Annotated in this window: 11 protein-coding genes; 8 read left to right on the top strand and 3 right to left on the bottom strand. The window is 68.5% G+C overall.

Annotated features, from left to right (window positions below; genetic code table 11):
• Positions 1–24: 24 nt before the first annotated feature.
• Positions 25–498 (bottom strand): CBS domain-containing protein, encoded by a 474-nt coding sequence (locus tag ENSA7_RS05950; RefSeq protein ID WP_106088220.1) that lies wholly within the window; start codon positions 496–498, stop codon positions 25–27.
• Positions 499–594: 96 nt separating this feature from the next.
• Between ENSA7_RS05950 and ENSA7_RS05955 the strand changes: the two genes are divergently transcribed.
• The 4 genes from ENSA7_RS05955 (at position 595) to ENSA7_RS05970 (ending at position 4,238) form a co-directional block, all read left to right on the top strand.
• Positions 595–2,217, top strand: coding sequence for an ABC-F family ATP-binding cassette domain-containing protein (locus ENSA7_RS05955; protein ID WP_106088221.1), 1,623 nt, complete (start codon positions 595–597; stop codon positions 2,215–2,217).
• 216 nt (positions 2,218–2,433) lie between these two features.
• Complete coding sequence (locus ENSA7_RS05960; RefSeq protein ID WP_106088222.1) at positions 2,434–3,033, top strand: DUF3224 domain-containing protein; 600 nt, start codon at positions 2,434–2,436, stop codon at positions 3,031–3,033.
• Between the two features lie 359 nt (positions 3,034–3,392).
• Positions 3,393–3,683, top strand: coding sequence for a nickel-binding protein (locus ENSA7_RS05965; RefSeq protein WP_181233256.1), 291 nt, complete (start codon positions 3,393–3,395; stop codon positions 3,681–3,683).
• A gap of 3 nt (positions 3,684–3,686) precedes the next feature.
• Entirely contained in the window at positions 3,687–4,238 is a 552-nt protein-coding gene (locus ENSA7_RS05970; protein WP_106088224.1) for a cupin domain-containing protein, read from the top strand.
• A gap of 5 nt (positions 4,239–4,243) precedes the next feature.
• On the opposite strand, the gene ENSA7_RS05975 is transcribed toward ENSA7_RS05970, so the two are convergent.
• Positions 4,244–9,859, bottom strand: a complete 5,616-nt coding sequence (locus tag ENSA7_RS05975) for a protein kinase domain-containing protein (protein WP_106088225.1) — start codon at positions 9,857–9,859, stop codon at positions 4,244–4,246.
• Positions 9,860–10,105: 246 nt separating this feature from the next.
• The gene (locus tag ENSA7_RS05980; protein ID WP_181233258.1) at positions 10,106–12,178 is read right to left on the bottom strand and encodes a PAS domain-containing hybrid sensor histidine kinase/response regulator; all 2,073 of its coding nucleotides are present in this window, start codon (positions 12,176–12,178) and stop codon (positions 10,106–10,108) included.
• Between the two features lie 179 nt (positions 12,179–12,357).
• On the opposite strand from ENSA7_RS05980, the gene ENSA7_RS05985 reads away from it, so the two are divergent.
• From ENSA7_RS05985 to ENSA7_RS06000, 4 genes are all read left to right on the top strand, one after another.
• Positions 12,358–13,032 (top strand): hypothetical protein, encoded by a 675-nt coding sequence (locus tag ENSA7_RS05985; protein ID WP_146157384.1) that lies wholly within the window; start codon positions 12,358–12,360, stop codon positions 13,030–13,032.
• Complete coding sequence (ttcA, locus tag ENSA7_RS05990) at positions 13,029–13,877, top strand: tRNA 2-thiocytidine(32) synthetase TtcA (protein WP_244923723.1); 849 nt, start codon at positions 13,029–13,031, stop codon at positions 13,875–13,877. Before ENSA7_RS05985 ends, ttcA begins: the two co-directional genes overlap by 4 nt.
• The gene (locus ENSA7_RS05995; protein ID WP_106088228.1) at positions 13,874–14,464 is read left to right on the top strand and encodes a histidine phosphatase family protein; all 591 of its coding nucleotides are present in this window, start codon (positions 13,874–13,876) and stop codon (positions 14,462–14,464) included. Before ttcA ends, ENSA7_RS05995 begins: the two co-directional genes overlap by 4 nt.
• Positions 14,465–14,575: 111 nt before the next feature.
• Positions 14,576–17,602, top strand: coding sequence for a protein kinase domain-containing protein (locus ENSA7_RS06000; protein WP_181233260.1), 3,027 nt, complete (start codon positions 14,576–14,578; stop codon positions 17,600–17,602).
• The last annotated feature ends 16 nt before the right edge of the window (positions 17,603–17,618 follow it).

Genomic DNA, 17,618 nt, shown 5'->3' on the forward strand with positions numbered 1-17,618 from the left:
GCCGGCCGCGGCCCCCCGGTGCACTCATTGTGGTTCGGTCTCGACGAAGCCGCGGACCAGGTCCATGACCGACACGATACCGACGAGCACGTGCTTGTCGTCGGTCACCAGCAGCCGATGGACCGCCTTGGACACCATCACCCGACCGGCCTCCACAATGCTCTGATCGGGTCCGATGCGCAGCACGCTGGGGGTCATGACCTCGCGCACGGTGCCGTCGCGGCCGACCGTGGGGTCGCCAAACTCGAGGGCGTGGCCGTTCTCGAGCGAGTAGTAGTGGGCGTTGCCGACTCCGGCGCCGCGATCGCGATCTGGATCGATGAGGTCAGAGGCGCTCACGACTCCAACGACCTCGCCGCTTGCATTCACGACTGGCGCCCCGCTGACGCGCTTTTGAGCGAATAATCGGGCAGCCGTCTCGAGGCTGGTGTCTGGCCCGACCGCAAACACCTTTTGCGTCATCACATCGGAGACCAACGGAACCTGGAGAGGTCGCATGTACTCAGCTTAGGAACACGACGGCTGCGCGCCAGCACGAAAACTTTGCCGGCGATGGTTTTGGCGAGCGCGCCGCTTCGGTTAGGTTCCACCCGCGTGATCAGCCTCGACAACATCTCCAAGCGCTATGGCTCGCAGCTCCTGTATGTCGACGCGTCGATGAGCGTGTTCCGCGGTGAGAAGGTCGGGCTGGTCGGACCAAACGGCGCGGGCAAGTCCACCATCTTTCGCCTGATCGTGGGTGAAGACCAGCCTGACGACGGCGCGGTATCGGTCGAGAAGAACCTGACGATCGGCTACTTCGACCAAGACGTCGGTGAGATGGGCGGCCGATCGGTGCTGGCCGAGACCATGGCCGGCGCGGGCGAGGTCTCGGTCCTGGCGGCCGAGCTGCGCGAGCTCGAGCAGGCCATGGCCGACCCCGACCGCCAGTCGGAGCTCGACGCTCTGGTCGCCCGCTACGGTGAAGTTCAGCCCCGCTACGACGCGCTCGGCGGCTACGAGCTCGAGCCGCGCGCGCACGAGATCCTGGCCGGCCTCGGGTTCGCGCCCGAGCGGATCGAGGACGACGTCGCCAAGCTCTCGGGCGGGTGGAAGATGCGGGTGGCGCTCGCGCGGATCTTGTTGATGCGCCCCGATATCCTGCTGCTCGACGAGCCCACCAACCACCTCGACATCGAGTCGATCCTGTGGCTCGAGGGCTTCTTGCGCGGCTTCGCTGGGGCCCTGGTCATGACCTCGCACGACCGCGAGCTGCTCAATCGCCTGGTCACCAAGATCGTGGAGATCGACGCCGGCGAGCTCACGACCTACGCGGGCAACTTCGACTTCTACGAGCAACAGCGGGATCTCGCGGCCGCCCAGCACGAGGCGCAGTACGCCCGGCAGCAGGCCGCGCTGGCCAAGGAGCGGGCGTTCATCGCTCGGTTCGCGGCGCGGGCCAGCCACGCTGCGCAGGTCCAGTCACGGGTCAAGAAGCTCGACAAGATCGAGAAGCTGGATCCGCCGCGATCGCGCAAGATCATCGACTTCGAGTTCTCGAAGCCGCCGCGCTCGGGCAACGACGTGGTCAGCTTCGCCGATGTACACAAGCGCTACGGCAGCGCCGCGCCGATCTACGCGGGGTTCACCTTTGCGGTCCGCCGGCTCGAGCGCTGGGCGATCATGGGCATCAACGGCGCGGGCAAGTCGACCCTGCTCAAGTTGATCGCGGCGCGCACGGAGCCGGACGCGGGCAGCGTGACGATCGGCGCCAGCGTCAAGCTCGGCTATTACGCACAGCACGCAATGGAGCTGCTCGACCCCGCGCAGACGGTGCTCGAGGCCTTGCAGGCCGAGCACCCCCAGGCCTCGCAGGGGTCGCTGCGCACCTTGTTGGGGGCGTTTGGCTTCTCTGGCGACGACGTGGAGAAGCCCTGCCGGGTGCTCTCGGGCGGGGAGAAGGCGCGGGTCGTGCTGGCCAAGATGCTCTACGTCCCGCCCAATTTTTTGGTCCTCGACGAGCCCACCAACCACCTCGATCTCGACACCAAGCAGATGCTGGTTCGGGCGCTCACGGGCTTCGAGGGCACGATGGTGTTCGTCTCGCACGACCGAAGCTTCCTGGCGCAGCTGTCCAATCGTGTGCTCGAGCTGACCGCGGACGGGCCACGCACCTACGGTGGCGGGTACGTCGAGTATGTCGCGCAGGCCCAGCGCGAGGCGCCTGGGGTTCGTTGAGGGACCTATGACTATAGGTCCGTCTAGTGGCGCGATGCCAGCGCGTGGGTCTGAGTGCGCACGTTCTTGCGATTCACTCTCGGCAATTCAACTACCCACATGTCCGACACAGTGAGCGTATTTTCAATCGGTCGTGACCGAAAAGAGTCGTATGCCGAATAGGTATTGGGTGATAGGTTCCCGCCTGTGAACCTCCGAGCTTCTTCGTCGAAAGTCGTGCTCACTGTCTCTGGTCTGGCGATCGCGGGCCTGGTGTGCGTAGTCGCAGCCACCCCCGACGTGCAGGCCAAGGGGAGCGGAAAAGGGCATGGGCATGGGCATGGGCATGGGCACCACGGCAAGGGGCATGGTCACGGTCATGGTCACGGTCATGGTCACGGGCACGGACATCACAAGCATCAGCTCGCGGTCGACGGGTCGTTTGGTGTCGTCAGCATGGGCCCGCCGAGCTGGGCGAGCCAGGAGACCCCGGACCTGTGCGTGCTGTATCTACCGGCGACCTTCAGCTTCACCGGGGATCTCGACGGCAGCTTCACCGACTGCGAGTTCTACATCGAGCACTACGGGCCGTGTGACCAGCCGGCGCCGGAGTACTTCGCCAGTGAGGGGGTCTGGGCTGGTGAGGTGCTCGGTGGCGAGGGTGGCTTCGCGTTTACCTTCGAGGGGGAGATCGACGTGCAGGGCAACGCGCTCGGGGATCTGACCATCGACGGTGCCTCGGGCACGGGCGAACTCGAGGGGGTCGGCGGCACGATCACCCTCGACGGCGTCACCGGGGTCGGGGGCAGCTACGCCGGTCAGGTCGAGCTCGAGTAGTATGAAATGCTGTTGTCTCGCATCGCTGTCATGTCATTGATGATGTCTATCGATAGCTTGACCAAGATCCCGCACTCTGCCTGGCTGTTGTTGACTGAGGACGTCACAGGTTCTCCGTAGCTACTCCGGCGAGCCGAGCCAAGTGTAGACGCTCGCACCTCACGTTGGCTCCGCAGAGTTCGGTCCGCAGCCACACCAGCGGCGGCCCGATGGCCGGTTGTGGGGCAGCCGGGGCGATAGCGCCCGCTCGGCTGGATTCGTCGCGCTACTCGCTGATCGGGGCCCGTGATTGACGCGCGGGCCCGGGGGCGCCGATACTCCTATCGAGCCCCTCGGAGACGTCTAGCATGCCACAGTACATGACAGTTCATCGCGCGCCTGGTCTGCTGAAGGAGCAATGGGCCGAGAACGCACCCAGCGTCCACGCTGCCCAGCATGCTCGCTTCGTGCAAGCCTACGTCAACCTCGGGGCGGGCTTCATCTTCACCATCTACGAGGCGGACACCCAGGACAAGCTGATTGAGCAGTTCGAGGAACTGGGCCTGCCCTACGACGAGATCCACGAGATCCAGTTCAGCCAGTCGGCCGCGGAGCTCGAGCAGATGCTCAGGAAGATGGGGAAGCTCAGCGGGGCGGGAAAGGCTGACTGAGCCATGCCGCTCCCGCGCAAGAAGACCTTCTTCGTGTTCAAGGAGGCGCCCAAGCTCGGGCCCTACGACGAGCGCCCGATGCTGCCGGACGCCATCCAGACCCAGGTCTGTCTCAGTCGCAACGACCGCGAGCAGCCCTTCTACTTGATCTGCGAGAAGGACACGCTGCTCGCGGTGTTCTCGGGCACGAGCAAGGTCGAGTTCAAGGACACGGGGGTCAAGCACTTCATGCTCGAGCCCGGCGACCATGTGTACGTGCCCGCAGGGGCGCCCACGCGGCTGGCGGCGGTGACCGAGTCGGTGATCATGCGCTACAAGGCCAGCGAGCCCGGGCTCGAGGGCGTCGCCTGGTACTGCGAGTCGTGCGGCAACGAGCTCTATCGGCACGTGTTCGACACCGCACAGACCTACCCGCAAGAGGGGTATCTCAGCGGGTGCGAGTCGTTCAACGAGCGCGAGGCGCAGCGCAGCTGCCAGCGCTGCGGTGAGCTTCACCCACCCGTCGATCTGGCGCCCTACCGGTGGGCCGAGCTGGCCACCCAGCTGCGGGCCTGATCTATCTAGCTGTCCGTCAGGGCGTCGTCGGTCAGGGCGGGGAGCTCGACCAGGAACCGGGTGCCCTCGCCGATCTTGGTCTCGACCAACAGCTCGCCGCCGTGGTCCTTGATGATGCCGTGGGACACGGCGAGGCCCAGGCCAGTCCCCTGCGATCGATCCTTGGTCGTGAAGAAGGGATCGAAGATCCGCGGCAGGACGTCCTCGGGGATCCCGTCCGCGGTGTCGCTGATCGAGACGCGGACCCATCCGGGCCGCTGGGCCCGCTCGACCCGGATGTCGATGCGCTTGCGAATGTCGTGGGCGCCGTAGCGCTCGTTGAGGGCGTCGCGGGCGTTGGTGATCAGGTTCATCACGACCTGCTGAATGTGCTGGGCGCGGCACCGGACCAGCGGGAGGTCCGGGGTGATCTCGACCTCGACCGTGATGTAGTCGCCGCGCAGCAGCGAGCGGACGAGCGAGAGCGTGGCGTCGATGACCTCGCCGAGCGCCACGGAGTCGACGGCGTCGTCGGCGTGCTGGCGCGAGAAGGCCAGGAGGTTGCGAATGATGCTTGCGACGCGGTTGGACTCGTAGATGATCTCGGTCGCAAACTCGATCATGACGGCGTCGCTCGAGCTGGCCTGGATCAGATCGGCGTAGTTCATGATGCCCTGGATCGGGTTGTTGATCTCGTGGGCGACCCCGCTCGCCAGCGTACCCACCGACTCGAGCCGCTGATGTTCTCGAACCTGGGCGTCGAACGCCTGGCGCTCGGCCTCCGCCTGCTTCTGCGCGGTGATGTCGGTTGCGACGGCGACGGCGTTGCGGTGCACGGTGTCGGTCTCGCTCAGCAGCGTGCGACGGACCTCGATCGGGGCGACGCGCACGGCGTACCAGCGGATCGGCTCCGCGTGGGGGATGAACTCGAGCTCGAACTCGCGACGCTGGCCGTCGGCGAGCACGCCCTCGACGGCGGCGCGCCAGGTCTTGGCGGACTCGGGCCGGAGTGAGCCGCCGGCGTCGGCGTCATCACGATCAGCGCGGTCGAGATGATCTTCCTCGCGCTCGTCGAGTCCGGTCAGCGGTCCGCTGTGGTTGCGGAACACGATCCGGCCGCGCTCGTCGAGCAGCGCGATCAGGTCCGGGGCGCCATCGACGAGCGACCGCCAGCGAGCTTCGCTGCTGCGCAGCGCGCTGTAGAGCAGCGCGTTCTCGAGGGTGCTGGCGGCTTGGCCCGTGATCAGCTTGAGGGCCTTGATGCTGGTCGGGCTGAACCCGTGGGTGGTGAGCCGGTTCTCGACCACGAGCGCGCCGAGCCGCCGCTCGCCCTTGACCAGCGGCAGCGCCAGGACCGAGCGGACGTGCTCGTGCTCGAGGTAGGGATCGCCAGCGAAGCGCTGATCCGAGCGGGCGTCGTCGAGGACCACGGACTGCCCGCTGCGAACGACGAAGTTGATGAGCATGCTCGGCGCGCGCCCGCCGACATCTCGGAGCAGGGGAGGATCGGGGAAGATCGTGGTCGATCCGACCGCGGCGGCCTCGGCGACGAGGGTCAGCTCCCTACCTTGCTCGAGGACCAGCAGCCCGTGATCGGCTCCGACGCTGGTCATCGCGGCGTCGAGCACTCGCCGGATGACCTCGTCGAGGCGGAGGTCCTCGCTGATCGCTCCGACCGTGCGCAGGACCGCGGCGAGGTCCAGCCGCGGCGTGCTGCCGGACGCCGACGAGCGCTCGTCGTCGACATGCAGACGCTCCTCGAGCATGCGCGGGCTGGAGGCGCGCGCGACTTCTTGCCGACCGCCGAACGCCGCGAATGCTCCAGGGTGAGCGCGGAGCAGCTGGTCGAGCTTGGCGTCTGCCCCCCACGCGGCGTAGGCCGCCCACGCTCGCTGCCTGGCGCCGTCGACGAGCGAGGTCATCCCCTGCCGCTCGAGCAGGGCCGCGAGCTGCTCCGCCGCGATGCCTTCGATCCAGCGACAGCCACGCTTGCGGGCGCTGGACCAGGCCCGATCGAGGAGCCGAGCGGCGGCGGCCGGCTGGCCCCTCACGGCGTATCGAAGCCCGCGGGCGAGGTCTAGATAGTGGCCGTAGTTGGCGGGGCTGTGCTTGGTCCAGCGCTCCAGCCCCCGCAGGCCCTTGCGCGCGCCCGCCTTGGCCAGCGCCGAGGGTGCACCACCAGCGAGCAGTCGGATCGAGTACGCCGCACAGGTCAGGACATACGCGCGGGCGACGAACCATGTGTTGAACACGACCTTCTCGACGTCGTGGATGCAGCGAAGGCAGCTGACGAGCGCCGCCGCGTGATTACCAAACACCAGCTCGTGCAGGGCCTTGGCGATGAAGCCCACGTAGTAGTTGGAGTGGGCGCCGTCGTGCGCGAGGATCTGCTCGGGATCGAGATCCCAGACCGACTCGCGGTCGACGGCCTCGTCGGTGTCGGCCTGGGCGCCTCGCAGCGAGAGGCTCAGCCCGCGCAGCATCCAGACCATGACCTTCATCTGGTTGGGGCACCAGCGCCCGACGTCTCGCGCGACCCGACGGCAGTGGCGGTCGAGCACGCGCAGGTGGGTGCCGACCTCGAGCTGCATGTCGCCGCCGAAGCCTCCGATGAAGCTGGCCGAGTCGAACTCCCCGGCCTCCAGCGCGGCTGGGTAGCTGGCGTCGAACAGCGCGACGATCTCGGCGAAGCCGCGCCCCCGGTGCAGCGACATGGCGCCGCCAAGCGCGAGCACCCGCGACAGGGTCTTCGCCGTGGGCTCGGCGCGGGCCAGGTCGCTGGCGAGATCCTGCATGCGAACCGCGTCGGCGATCTTGCCCAGGCCACCCCCGACCCCGATCGACAGGTCCCCGATCGCCCGGATCATGGTCGAGTGGACGCCGTGGGTGCGGATGAACAGCGGGTGGAGGCCGATCAGGTACAGGTACAGGCGGTTGTCGACGATGAACGCGGGGTTCTTGACCTGGTCGACGAGGTCGAGCACGGCCGCGCTGCGCTCGTCTTCGCAGCGAGGCAACGCCTGGATCGCGGCGTCGTCGAGCCCACGAACCATGCGCCAGGCCCGATACAGCGTCGCCATCGCGCGCAGGCGGGTGGGCGCGCGCGGGATCGGGGAGCCCAGCCGCGCGAGCGCCTCGAGCCCGAGCTCCACGGACTCGAAGTGACGGGTCTCGACCCACAGCAGACGCACGCGTCGCGCGACGACCTCGCCGTAGTGATGGTCCGCGAGGCGCCAATCGAGCAGCTCGGTGAACGCCCGGTCGGCGGCTCGACGCAGGCCATTGAGCGCGAGCGAGTAGGCCAGGCTGAAGTGCAGACGAAACGACAGCTCGTAGTCGGGCGCTTGTGGGCCGCGCGCGATGACGTCGGCCCGGCTGCCGACCGTGAGCTCGATGCCACGGCTGAGGTAGCTCTGGGCGAGGTCGTAGGCGCCGGTGTCGAGACCCCGCGTGCCCGCGCGCAGGTCGAGCTCGGCGAGCTCGAGGCGGGTGGCGTGGTCGGGATCGGCGGGGGCGCCAGCGGTGAGGTGGTCGACGACCTCGAACAGGCGCTCGTCAGACGCCGCGAGGCCAGCGAGCAGCTCGCGTCCGATCGTCCAGTGTAGGTCGCGCCGGGCGTCGTCGGCCAGACCCTGCTGCGCGGCGTCCTGAATGCTGTCATGAACAAACTGGTACTCGCCCCCGAGGTGGGTGAGCAGCCCCGCAGCCTCGAGCTCGAACAAGCACGCCGTCAGCTGGCTACGCTGCTCACTGCACACCAACGCCAGGCGCGGCAGCTCGAAGCGCGAGCCGATGCAGGCCGCGCGGCGGATCACCTCGCGGGCGCTCGCGCTGAGCGACTGCAGCTTGGTGCCCATCATCGCCACCGCGTCATCGGGGATCGGCTCGGCGTCGACGCGGTCTTGATCCCAGACCCAGCCCTGCGCGCTCGGCCGCAGCAGCTCTCGCTGCGCGAGCTGTGCGAGGAACTGACCAACAAACAAGGGCACGCCGTTGGTCTTGCGGGTGATCGTGCGCGCGAGCACGCCGACCTCGCGGGCGCCGGGCAGCGCGTCGGTGAGCAGCGCCTCGATCGCGGGGGTCGAGATCCCGCCGAGCTCGAGCTCGCGGGCGCGAGGGTGGTTCTCGAGCTCGGCGATCAGGGCCCACAGCGGGTGGTCCTCGCCGAGATCCTCGCGCCGCAGCGAGAACACCAACAACAGAGGGCCCTCGTGGCCGTGAATGAGCGCCTCGAGCAGCTTGAGGCTGCCCTGGTCGGCCCAGTGCAGATCCTCGAGGACCAGCGCGATCGGTCGCCGATCACTGCACACGATCGAGAGCAGCCGCTCGACCGTGACGAGCAGCCGGTTGCGAGCCTCGGCCGCGTCGAGCCGCGCGGGCTTGGGCTGCGGCCCGACGATGAGCTCGACGGTCGGGCACAGCTCGGCGAGCACGCTGGCGAGGCCGCCGAGCATCTCGGTGAGCCGTCGCCGCCAGCGCTCGAGCCGGGCGTCGCTCTCGGTCAGCAGCTGCTCGAACAGGACGGTCAGGGCTTGCTCGAACGCGGCGTAGGGCAGATCACGATGAGGATCGAACTTGCCGCCGAGCATGTAGCCGCCGTGGCTGATGACCGTGGTCTCGAGCTCGCGGACCAGCAGCGACTTCCCGACCCCGAGCGGGCCGGTCAGCGCGATCGTCTGGCGGCCGCCGGATCCGGCCACGACCGCGAACGCCTCGGACAGCTCGGCGCGCTCGCGCTCACGGCCGTAGAGTCGCTGGGGCAGCAGCAAGTTGGTGGTGAAGTCTTCGGCGCCCAGCTCGATGTGTGCGTCGTCGAGCCCGGCTTCGTGGAGAGCCTGCAGGCGGCGCAGATCAGCGGCGAGGCCGGCCGCGGTCTGGTAGCGGTGCTCTGGGGCCTTGGCGAGGAGCTTGAGGACCAACCCGGACAGCCCCGCCGACAGCTCGGGACGCAGCCGCGTGGGCGGCTCGGGCTCGCGGGCGAGGTGAGCGTGGATCAGCTCGAGCGGGAGCAGCCCCTCGAACGGAAGGTGCCCCGTCAGCAGCTCATAAAAGGTGACGCCGAGTGAGTAGAGATCGCTGCGTCGGTCGACGGCGCGGCTGGTCCGGCCGGTCTGCTCCGGCGATATATAGGGCAGCGTGCCGCTGAGTACGTCGGCGTCATAGATATGTCGGCGCTCGTTCGCGAGCAGGACCGAGATGCCAAAATCGACGAGGTGAACCCGCCGCGTGTGCGGGTCGATCAAGATGTTGGTTGGCTTGATGTCGCGGTGAATCACCTGGGCCGAGTGGGTCTGCGCCAGGATGGTTGCGATCCGCGTGGCGATCGGCCAAAAGTTGGTGAGCGGGATCGGCCGGCCGCCTGCGTACTCCGATAGATTGACCCCCGGGGCTCGCTCGAGGATCAGCACGAGCTGATTGCCGACACGTCGAAGCTCGCGAGCCTTGACGATGCCCTCGATCTCGAGGCGCTGGATGAGCTCGAATTCGTGCTGGACCCGGTCCTCGTCGGCCTCGTCTTCGATGTCGAAGACCTTGGCGATCACCGCGCGCGAGTCCCGCTCGGAGACCGCCTCGTACACACGAGACCGCGCGGACTCCCGCAGCGGACGGATCGCCTGGTACTCTGCTAGCGGGAAGCCCATGGGTGACGCGGTGCGGTGGGCGCGGTGCGATTGTGAACGGTGCGATTATGCACGGTTCGGTTGTGCGCGGTCCGGTTGGCACATGGTACCTGAACACGGCGACGCGGCCCCATGCATGATGTTGCGCACTGCACGGGCTCCCATGTGGTTTGGCCTACGGGTTTGGCCTTTCGTTCAGGGTGATGACTGCATCAAATCACATGATCTGAATGTGATGTTTTCCTATCGTCAATTCACAGCGGTAATTCACGGCTCGGATGCGCCTGACATCGCTTGCTGGACGGCCTGACTGAGCTGCGCGAAGCGGAATGGCTTGCTGAGAAACGCACCGATGCCCAGGTCCTCGAGGTCGCGCAGCGCCACGTTGCGCAGGTGGCCCGAGATCATCACGACCGGCAGGCTCACAGACAGCTGTCGGAGCCTGCGCAGGCAGTCAGCCCCGCTGACACGGGGCATCACCGTGTCGAGGATGACCAGATCGAGCTCATGGATGTGGCGCTCGATCAGCTCGAGGCCGGCCTGGCCGTCGCTGGCTTCGAGCACCTCGCCGCCCTTCATCTTGAAGAAGGCGGACAGCGTGCGCCGGACGCTGCGCTCGTCGTCGACGACCAGCACCCGCAGCGCCTGGGTCAGCGTGTCGATCGGCTGGACGGGTGGGCGCTGCGAGTCGGCCGGATGATACGGAAACAGCAGCCGAAACGTGGTGTGAGCCCCGAGCTCGCTGGTCACCGAGATCGCGCCGCCGTGCGACTCGACGGTGGCGTAGACCATCGACAGACCCAGGCCCGTGCCTCGGCCGAATTCCTTGGTCGTGAAGAACGGCTCGAAGATCTTGGCGCGCAGGGCCTCGTCCATGCCGATCCCCGTGTCCCGAACCAAAATTTGGACATACGGACCGGGCTCGAGCGCGAACGGCTCGGCGGCACAGGCCGCGGCGTCGAGGGTGATCGTCTTGGTGACGATCTCGAGCAGCCCGCCTCTCGACATGGCCTGGTTGGCGTTGATCCCGAGGTTGAGCAGGGCGTTTTGGATCTGGACCTTGTCGCCTCGGATCGTGGCCTGCTCGGCGTCGAGGCGCATGGAGATCTCCACTCGCTTGTCGACGCTGTGATGCAAGATTGCGACGGCGTCGCGGATCGGCTCGTGAAGATCGATGACGCTGGTCGACTGCTGGTCGGAGCGGGAGAACGCCAGCAGCTTGCGGGTGAGCTCGGCGGCTTGCCCGGCGGTGTCCAAGATCAGCTTGAGATGGGCCGCGGCGGGGCTGCCAGGCGGAAATGTGGCGTCGATGCCGAGCAGCTCGGCGGCGCCCATGATCCCGTTGAGCATGTTGTTGAAGTCGTGGGCGATGCCCCCGCTGAGCTGCCCGAGAGACTCCATGCGCGCGGTGTGCTGGATCTGCATCTCGAGCCGCCGCTGCTCGGTGACGTCGCGGAGCACGAACACCGCCCGCAGCTCGGCGCTCTCGCCACGGGTCGGGGACACGACCACGTCGAGCAGGTGGGTGATCCCGTCCGCATCGATGACCTCCGCGTCTGTGAGCCGCGAGGACGTCTCCAAGCTGATGGCCTCGCGGGCAGCCTCGCTCAGCCGGGATCCAAGCGCCGATCCCATCAACGTGGCCAGCGGCGCGCCGACCTCAGGCCGGCTCATGCACAGCGACTCGGCCGCGACGTTCCAGTGAATGACCCGCCCCTCGGTGTCGCACACGAGCACGGCGTCGGCCAGCGACTCGAGGATCGTGCGCAGCTGCCCCTCGCTGTGGGCGAGCTCGGCGGTGCGCGCCTCGACCCGCTGCTCGAGCTCGTCTCGGGTCCGCTCGAGCTCGAGATGCGCGGCCCGAAGCTGGGTGACGTCGTAGATCCAAAACAGCACGCAGTCGACGCCCGCTAGCCGAATCGACTCGAAGGTCAGCAGCGCCCAGATGAAGGCGTTGTCCTTGCGGCGCATGCGAGCCGGGCGATCGGGGAGGGGCTCGCCGCGGGCGAAAGCGTCGACGAAGTCGGCGCGCTCCTGGGGGTCGAACCAGGAGTCTTGCGCGTAGCGAACCTCGTCGATCTCGACCCCGAAGATCTGTGCGCAGCGTTGGTTTTGATAGACCACCAGTGAGTCGGAGGTGCGGGAGATCCCGACGCCGACCGGGCTCGAGTCGAGCATGAATTTGATGTGGTCAGCGGTGAGGTCGACGTCCGAGAAGTGCTCATTGACGGCCCGCAACGAGCCGAGTCGGGCGTCGCGAAAGGCGCGAAGCTCGTCCTGGAGCGTGGCGATCTCACGCAGGAGCTCGCCTCGCGTCGCTGCACCCGATGCGTCGCGCAAGCCTCGACGGTACATGGGTCACACTGGTCGCTTCAACTCAAACGCGGCGCGGCCGGGCGGATGCGCCAGTGGACGGCGGTGGCTCCAGTTTCGAGGCGAGCCGAGCGTGTTGCGGGGATCACGTGATCGGTGCGTCTCTTCGTTCGCGTTGGACCCCGGATTTGCCTACCGTCGAGGTCGTGACCGCTCGACCTTCGCCGACCTTCGTGCAGATCTTTGCGCTGAGCCTGCTGTCGCTGTCCGCGTGTGACACCGACGCGGCCGCCGACCAGGCCAAAGACAAAGCCAAGGAAGTCGGCGAGCTCGCCAAAGACAAGGCCAAGGAAGTCGGCGAGCAAGCCAAGGACAAGGCCGGCGAGCTGGCCGACAGCGCGGTCGGCAAGGGCAAGCAGATGTGGGCCGAGCGCAACGGCCAGCTCAGCGACGCGGCCACCGGGATCTTGGCCAAGGGCGCGCAGGCGCAGAGCGACGGCGCCGAGGCGCTGCTGGCCAAGGGCAAGCAGCTGGCCCCGGTCGCGCTGGACGTGGCCAAGACCCTGCACGCGACGGTCGACGCGGACGTCGACATCGAGCCGATTATCCAAGCGCTCGACGACGAGGACGCGCAGCGCCAGCTCGATCAGCGGATCGGCGACATGCCACGGGTCGAGGCGGTCAACGGCGTCAACGTCGGGTTTCGGGACGTCAGCGCGTGGGACAGCGGGGGGCGCGAGTCCGAGTCGGCGTATTTGATCTTGTGGCGGGCGCACAACCACTTGGTCGGGCTGGTGTATCGCTCACACAAGCGCATCCACATCGACAAGATGGTCGCGGAGGCGCCGCGGCTGATCTCGCTGGTCCAAGGAGCGCTGTGACTGCCGTCGCCAGCGATGCTGTCGACGATCGGGCCGCCAAGCTCGAGCGTCGGTTGTTGCGCCACATGTCCTCGCTCAACCGACGCTTCGAGCTGATCGAGCCCGACGACAAGATCATGGTCGCGATCTCGGGCGGCAAGGACTCGTGGGCGCTGCTGCACCTGCTGCGTGCGTATGAGCGGATGGTCCCGTTCTCGTTCGAGCTGGTCGCGGTCAACCTCGATCAGGGCCACCCCGGGTTTCCGGTCTCGACCTTGCGCGAGCACCTCGACGCCCACGGGTTCGCCCATCGCTTGATCGCGCGTGACACCTACACGGTGGTCAAGGCCAACACCAAGCCGGGCAAGGCGTTTTGTTCGCTGTGCTCGCGCCTGCGGCGGGGGATTCTGTACAATGTCGCCGCCGAGCTCGGGGCGACCAAGATCGCCCTGGGCCACCATCGCGACGATGTCATCGAGACCTTGTTGCTCAACGCGTTCTATGCCGGGCAGCTCAAGGCGATGCCAGCCAAGCTGTACTCGGACGACGGGCGCAACGTGGTGATCCGGCCGCTGGCCAGCTGCGGCGAGGCCGAGATCGCCGCGTGGGTCCAGCTGCGCGGGTTCCCGATCGTGCCGTGTGACCTGTGCGGCTCGCAGCCCAACCTCAAGCGCCAGCAGATCAAGGGGTTGCTCGCGTCGCTCGAGCAGGACAATCCATTGTTGCGCAAGAACCTGCTGGCCGCGGTCGGCAACGTCAAACCATCGCACCTGTGGGATCCCGAATTGGGCCACGCAGGCGACGGCGCGGACCTCGACGAATCGCCGCTCGCGGGCCTCGAGCTCACCCAGCTGAGGGTCGAATGAGCGACTATTCGCGCAGGCGCCTGCTCGTGGCTGCGCTCGCGCTGGCGGGTGTGAGCGCGATCGGCTGCGGCGAGTCGTGCAGCTGTGAGGCGCCCCGCCCCGAGCCGGCCGACGTGACGATCTATATCGTGCGTCACGCCGAGAAGCAGCAGCTCCCCGAAGACGCGCCGGAGGCCGAGCGCAAGGATCCACCGCTCTCGCGCGACGGACAGGTGCGGGCCATGGGCCTGACCGAAGACGTGCCCGTCCGAGACATCAGCGCGATCTATGTGACCAAGACCCGGCGCAGCAACGACACCGCCTCGGCCGTGGTCGCGCTCAACGGGGTCAAGCCGATCATCTACCCCCCCGCGGACACCGACGGGCTGGTCGAGCGGCTGCGCAAGCGCCACGGGCAGCACGTGCTGGTGGTCGGTCACTCGAACACAATCCCGCTGTTGCTCGCGGGGCTCGGGGTCCCCGAGGCGGTGGAGATCGACGAGGCCCAGTATGGCGACATGTGGGTCGTGACACTCAATGGCGCGGGTGCGACGGTCGAGCTGCGGCGCTTCGGTGAGTCGGTCGAGCGCTTCGATCCAGGCCGCTGACGCGCGATCCAGGCCGCTGACGCGCGATCCAGACCGCTGACGCGCGAGGACCTGCGCTATTGTGGCGACCCCACCTCGAGTATGGCCGCTACCCGATCCACCGCGCCGAGCGTGAGCGCCACGCAGCCGCCCGAGCTTGGCCGCTACGTGCTGCTGCGCGAGCTCGGACGTGGGGCGATCGGGGTCGTGTACGCGGCCTATCACGAGGGTCTTGATCGCAAGCTGGCGATCAAGGTGCTCAACCGCGCCCGCGCGGGGCGGGCCGACCTCGAGGCCCGGCTGCGTCGCGAAGCCCGGGCGTTGGCCAAGCTCTCGCACCCGAACGTGGTCCAGGTCTACGACGTCGGCGACCTCGATGGCCGGGTGTTCGTGGTCATGGAATTCGTCGAAGGGCGGACGCTCGGCGAGTGGATGCGAGACCCGCACGCGCTCGCGGAGATCCTCGCAATGTTCGCCGACGCCGGACGCGGGGTCGCGGCGGCCCACGCCGCGGGGGTCGTCCACCGCGACTTCAAGCCGGACAACGTGATCGTGGGTGCGGACGGGCGCCCGAGGGTGCTGGACTTTGGCCTGGCGCGGCCGCTCGAGCATGAGCTGGGCCGGGCCGCCCGAGACGCTGAAGTGGGTGATGCTGATCATGCTGCTGGTCATGCTGCTGGTCATGCTCCTCATGTCATTGCCGACGCCCCACGAGAGGCGGCGTCTGGCCCGACGGTGGCGGCGAAGCCCGGGGCGGCCGGGACCGGCGGCGAGACGATCATCGACGACGGGACACCCGACACCCTCGACAGCGATCCAGACCCAGAGTTTGGCGTGACCCTGCGCGCGGACTCCAGCGATGGCGGGGGCCACCCCGACGTGCTGACGCGGACGGGCGCGCGGATGGGCACGCCCGCGTACATGTCCCCCGAGCAGCTGATGGCCAAGCCCGCGGGGCCGAGCTCCGACCAGTTCAGCTTCTGTGTCGCGCTGCACGAGGCGCTCTATGGCCGGCGACCGTTCGCGGCCCGGAGCCTGGAAGCGCTGATCGTTCAGGTCCACGCGGGGGCGGTGATCGAGCCGCCCGCCGCTGCGGCGCCGCCCAGGTCAGCGGGTCCGGGGAGGCCGCCCGCCGCGACCGCTCCGGTGGTCCCGGCGTGGTTGCGCGAGGTGATCCTGCGCGGGCTCAGCCCCGATCCTGCAAAGCGGTGGCCGTCGATGGACGCGCTGATCGAGGCGCTCGAGCCCCCGGCGCAAGCCAAGTCGAAGCGGGCGTGGGTGCTTGGCGGTGGGATCGGGGCCGTCGTGGCGGTGGCGCTGACGGCCGGGATCCTGGCACCCGAGCGCGAGCCTTCGTGCCCGACCCTCGAGGCCGCGACGGCCGAGGTGTGGACGCCCGAGCGCACCCACGAGCTCGCGGACGCGTTCGCGCGATCGGAGCTGGCCTACGCCGACGCGGCCTGGTCGATCGCCGAGACCCGGCTCTCGACGTGGGCGCAGAGCTGGGCGGGGCAGCGAGTCGCGGTCTGCGAGGCCGCGCAGCTGGACCGGGCCCGGAGTGAGCGGCCTGGCGCGTCGACCCAGCCGGCCAGCCTCGATCACCGTCGCGCGTGCCTCGACCGAGATCGCCGGGCGTTCGTCGCGTTGCTCGGTCAGCTGCACGAGGCCGATCCCACCGTCGTCGAGCACGCGATCGAGGCCGCCGCGGCGCTGCCCGATCCGGCCCGCTGCGGTGACATGGACGCGCGCGGCGTCGAGCTGGCGCCGCCGCCACGGACGGTCGAGATGGAGGTCGCCGAGCTGCGCAGCCACCTCGCCGAGCTCGACACCCGCGGCAGCACAGGCCGCTGGGAGTCGGGCCTGGTGCTCGCGCAGGCGGCTGTCGAGCAGGCCAAAGGTACCGGCTACGCGCCGCTGATCGCCGAGGCTCAGGTCACCTACGGCCGCCTGCTCGCGCACTCGGGCATGAGCGCGAGCGCCGATGAAGCGCTGGCGCAGCTGCAGGACGCCCTCGACGAGGCCGACCGCAGCCGGCACCACGAGCTCGTGCCGATCGCGGCGACCGAGCTGGTCTCGCTGTCGATCTACACCAAGCCCGACCCCGTGCGTGGTCGCTTGTGGGCTCGGCGTGCGCTGTCCGGGCTCGACCGGCTCGAGGCTCACGCCGGACTCGGGGTTGCCGCTAGTGAGCGACCAGGCGAGGGGCGGACCAGCCAGCTGGGTCACGCCCGCGCCCGCGGGATCTGGGCGCTCGGCAACCTCGAGCGACTCGACGGCGACAACGAGCACGCCGAGCAGCACCTGCGCGCGGCCCTCGAGCTGTTGGAAGCCCACGCGCCCGGCCACCCGGATCGGGGCATCATGCTCAATGACCTCGGCAACGTGTTGGTCGCGCGAGGCGACCGAGCTGCGGCGGGCGTGATCTACGAGCAGGCCCTCGCCGCCAGCGTCGAGTCGTTTGGCGCCGGGCACCCGCGGGTCGCCAACGCCCACTACAACCTCGCGCGGCTCGCCTATGAGCAGGGCGAGCTCGAGCGCGCGCGCGAGCAGGCCGACCTCGCGTTTGTGATCTATGCGGCCGCGCGCGGGCCCGAGCACCGGGACGTGGGGGCGATCGAGCTGCTGCGCGCGGGCCTCGAGCTCGCTGCGGGTGAGGTCGAGCGGGCCCGGGCCCACGCGAGCAAGGCCAGCACGATCTACGAGCACGAGCTCGGCCCCTCGAACCTCGACCGGGCCGAGCCTCACGAGATGCTGGGCAACGTCGCGTTCACGGCCGACGAGCTCGAGCAGGCGATCGTCCACTATCGGGCCTCGCTGGCGATCAAGCGCCGCGCGCTGCCGCCGGGGCACATCGGCCTGGCGTCGACGGTGACCAACCTCGGGCTGGTGTACCTGAACCTCGAGGAGCTGAACCCGGCGATCGTCGAGCTCGGGCAGGCCGTCGAGCTGCTCGAGGGCGGCGAGGCGGTCGACCCCGAGCTGCTCCGGGCCAATCGGTGCTATCTCGCCGACGCGCTGCTCATGCGCGGTGGGCCCGGGGACCGGGCTCGCGCGGCGGTGGTGCTCGAGGCCGCGCTGGTGGGCTGCAGCGTGGATCCGGAGACCTGCGAGATCTTGCAGTCCATGCACGACCGGGCGCTCGAGCCGGAGTCGCCCTAATCGATTACACCCGAAT

Origin of the sequence: Enhygromyxa salina (assembly GCF_002994635.1) — a bacterium.
Lineage (GTDB): Bacteria > Myxococcota_A > Polyangia > Nannocystales > Nannocystaceae > Plesiocystis > Plesiocystis salina_B.